Raw genomic sequence first — 4,164 nt, 5'->3', positions numbered from 1 at the left:
AACCTGTCGTCGGTTTCATCGGCGGGGTTACAGCACCTCCAGGAAAACGGATGGGTCATGCGGGCGCTATTATCTCTGGTGGTAAAGGTACAGCGAAAGAAAAGATTGCAAAACTAGAATCTTGCGGCATTCGGGTATCTCCAACTCCATCTGAAATGGGCTCTACGCTCGTAAGTGTACTGGAAGATCGCGGCATTCTTAACCTTTGTACGACTCATTAATATTCATGTAGCAGTCTTGCAAGCCTCGTTACGAAGACTTGTTAAAATTTTTTTCTTCTATATAATAGGGGAAAATTGAATCTGATTTCAGCCTAAAGGTAAGCAACCTTTTTGTCGAATATATCGACAGAAGGGTTGCTTTTTGTATTTTATTACGGGTTTCTTTTCGGCAAAGAAAGGGGATTTTCTTATAGATGTTGAAAGGGATTTTCGAGCGTGTTTATAGGATCTCCCCTAACTTTATAAATACTATCAACTTCAAATAATATGTACGTTTAGGTTTACAGGTATGAGTAAATAGATTATATTCTTTATGACTCACGAAGGGGTTAATGCTAACAGCTCTAAAAATGTGCTATTAACGGCGTTTCATAGAAAGTTTTACGCAACGCTGCTGGGCGGGTTCGATAACTAGTTAAGGTTAAGCAGTAGGAAACTTTCCAAACCGTTCGCACTATCGGATTTTCTAGAGGGACTCTCACTTACTCTTGAATTAGCAAATCATTAAAATCTTAACCTTTGGGTAAATTTTACCAAAATAAAATGATATGACTAATATCTTAATGAATGTTAAGATTAATAAAACAACGTATATATTACGAAAAGGAATATTTACGACTATAATTACTGTCGCACTTCGTATGGAGTGTGTGGATTGAAATATGCCATCCATCTGCTTTGCTTGATATCATAGCTGTCGCACTCCATATGGGGTGTGTGGATAATCGAATCTTTTCATTTTTATTGTGAGAAGAGGCTTTTCTTGAAAGTATTATCATGACAAAAAACCTTTGGAGCATGTCTTGATAAGCGAAAAGACGTGAATGGATTTATCGCTATCAACGATAAACTCATTCGCGTCTTTTCATTATTATAAAGCCTCGTTTGAATTTCTTACAGTCTATTGTCGTTACACTCACTCATTCGGTAATACGATAATCACATTACAAGTCAGCACAGATTGTCTAGATAGCAGTGCCTTTAACGGACCACCTAAATTTATGGTACCCTTTGGTAGGCTTAGACACGCAAAAATATATCCATGTGACCCCGTTTAATAACATACGTAAACATCTTATAAGATAGAAATAAAGCTCATACCCAGTAGAAAATTTCTTAAGATAAGTTAGATGAGGAGGAAAGTATGAAGAGTGCTACAAAAGTTATCATAGGGGTGTTAGTTGTAATTATAGGTATTCTTATAGGAAGTATTGTGAATGGAGTGGGGACTTTAAATTTAAATATGAATCAGCAAATTACCGTAAAGAATGATCCATTTAAAGAACTACGAAGTAATGGAAAGCATACAAAAGAAGAGAAACTAATTAAAGATAAAGTTGATAATTATATGTATGAGAACTTTGGAGGTGTATTCAATACTACATGGTATGATTCAATATTGGCCAGTGGTGCTGTAATCAATGAATATGGGAAGTTATTTCTAGTGGTTTCTAAAGGTGACGATGAAAAAGCGATTAATTATGTGAGAGGTCTTCTAAGTTTTTTTAACGATAAAACAATAGATGAAGTCTATCAGGTAACAAAGGTTGTACTTGTAGACAAAGAATACAATTTGATTAAACAAGTAGAAACAATAAAATGATATTTAGCCTATCGATCTGAATAAGGAAGACAAATAGAATGTGATTGAAAGTTCCACTACCTCATTCGAAAATATTTTATCCCAGTAATTAGGAAGGGTGAAAAGAGAAATAAACCGGCATTTCTATAGTAATCTTTGTTTTTATTGCTCTTCTCTTTGATATGTCAGGTATACTACATAAAAAGTGTCAACTTGCATATTTTAAAAGCAATGCCTATGAGCATTAAAAAAATTTCATGAAGCTAAATCTATTTCTTAAATAAGAAAATTTTCAAGTGAATCAAAAATTAACCTGTATGGTCTTCCTAGACTTAACTTATCCGCAAATGAAAATATCGAAAATCAACATCCAACTGAATGAGAGGGCTGATCTAGCAGCTCTAAGGCGGAAAGAACATCACCGTAGAGCTGCTACGTACCGCTTCGGGGTTACTTGCGCCGCTAACAAGAGCGCCTAAACCGCGGATAGATCGCCTCGGTCAAGGCCCGCTCTATGTTCCTGTCTCTCGCTTTACACCCTACACGGAGCCAAGGTTAAAACCGCTTTGAAGGAGAACCAACGATTGCATGGCTGCATTATGAACGCTACGCGGTGCTTCTCTAATCATCATGCAGCCATGTAAAGAAAAAACACCATGAATCCATCATCGTGCAAGAGATTTCTAAGGTTGATACGGGAGAAGGAAGGAAAGAACCGGCATAATGCCGGTTCTTTTGATTGTATAGTGTTTTTTTCCTTTTGCCTTCCGCATGGTAACGCGAGCAAAGCCTACTAACCTTTGGACAGGCCGAGCCTCCCAGGCTACGCCCTCAACCTGTCCAAAACTAAGTAGGCGGCCGATCCATCAAGGGGCACAACACTTTTTTCTTCAGGATGAAATGGACAAGAAAGTAGAAAAAACTGTTGTGCTTAAACCCTTGACGGTTCGTCATAGCCCGTGTTTCCAAGCTAGTGTCAAAAGGGAAAAAACTCCCCTTTGGGGAAGGGAGGCATGCGGCAGGCAAAAATAAAAAACACTTTTTTGACAAAATCAAAAGAATAGTGGGAGAGCAAGTGTTAAACTTAAATGATGTAAATGCTCACACTGATTAGCAGCATTATTAAAGTTGGATTGTTATGATTAGTACGTGTTCAAAATAATAGCTATCAAATCGGTGTAAATCAATAAAATTGTATAAAATTGACATTATTCACGTAATGCATACCATGATATCAAATGCTATAATGTACAAAGACTTTCCTAATAAAAAGTATAAATGAAAAATAGTTTTCGGCCTTATTTGAAAGGAGCCATAGCGTTGCTTAACATTGATACACATCCTTTAAAAGAACTAATCAATAATATTTTTGAAGCAGACTGCCTAGTTAAAATGAAGGAAATCCCAGATAAATCCATTGATATGATACTATGCGATCTTCCTTACGGTACAACTCAAAATAAATGGGATTCAGTAATCCCTCTTGATTTATTGTGGAATGAATACAATCGAATCATTAAAGATAACGGTGCTATTGTATTAACATGTAATGGCATCTTTACTTCTATATTAATGCTAAGTAACATTAAGGGTTTTAAGTACAAATGGATTTGGGAAAAATCAAAAGCAACTAATTTTCTGAATGCAAAGAAACAACCTCTAAGAAAGTATGAAGAAATTTGTGTTTTTTATAAAAAACAACCGATATATAATCCACAGATGACTATTGGTGAACCCTACAGTAAAGGAATAAGAAAAAACCAACTAACAGGTAGCTATGGAGACTTCCAACCTGTTTTAGTAGAAAGTACCGGAGAACGTTATCCTACTGATATTATATACTTCAAAACTGCTGAATCAGAAGGTCCCGTATATCACCCTACACAAAAACCAGTGGAATTAGGAAGATATTTAGTTAAAACTTATACTAATCCTGGCGCTGTAGTCCTTGATAATACCTGCGGCAGTGGTTCATTCCTAGTTTCAGCTGTTCTCGAAGGAAGAAACTTTATAGGTATTGAGAAAAATGATCTAAGTGAACGTTTCAAAAATGATCAAATTAACTACGTTGAAATTTCAAAAATGAGAGTTCAAGATGCTTTTGAATTATTAACTGCTGATAAAAAAGAGCACATTAACAAAGTTAATTTATTTGAACCAAACATTCACCCAAACAAAGAAAACTTAAATAGCCAAATTTCAATCTATTAGTTTGATAGGACACTTCTAAATAATTAGAAGTGTCCTATTTAGTGTGCGCCCGGCATGGGCGATAACTCGGCGGTGAAAGTCCGCTACAGGCTTGCCAGTAGGAACTGTTAGCCAAGGGCAAGGGTGTCCGCCGCGAGGCGGAATCTGAAG

2 protein-coding genes and 1 pseudogene are annotated in these 4,164 nt (G+C 36.4%); all 3 read left to right on the top strand.

Annotated elements, in window-relative coordinates:
* A pseudogene (locus tag GQY27_RS20940) lies at window positions 1–221 on the top strand (succinate--CoA ligase subunit alpha); the annotation flags it as partial.
* 1,144 nt (window positions 222–1,365) lie between these two features.
* On the top strand, window positions 1,366–1,824 hold the full coding sequence (locus GQY27_RS20935; protein ID WP_160037200.1) for a hypothetical protein: 459 nt from the start codon (window positions 1,366–1,368) through the stop codon (window positions 1,822–1,824).
* Between the two features lie 1,299 nt (window positions 1,825–3,123).
* Window positions 3,124–4,014 (top strand): DNA-methyltransferase, encoded by an 891-nt coding sequence (locus GQY27_RS20930; RefSeq protein WP_236570682.1) that lies wholly within the window; start codon window positions 3,124–3,126, stop codon window positions 4,012–4,014.
* Window positions 4,015–4,164: the final 150 nt, after the last annotated feature.

This window comes from Paenibacillus sp. An7 (genome assembly GCF_009870785.1).
Classification (GTDB): Bacteria; Bacillota; Bacilli; order Paenibacillales; family Paenibacillaceae; genus Paenibacillus.
Note: the sequence above shows the minus strand (reverse complement) of the source record. Positions and strands in the feature narration are given on the sequence as shown.

What these genes read in the sequence shown, in the direction of transcription:
- GQY27_RS20935 (WP_160037200.1), top strand. Translation starts at nt 1,366, where the DNA reads ATGAAGAGTGCTACAAAAGTTATCATAGGGGTGTTAGTTGTAATTATA.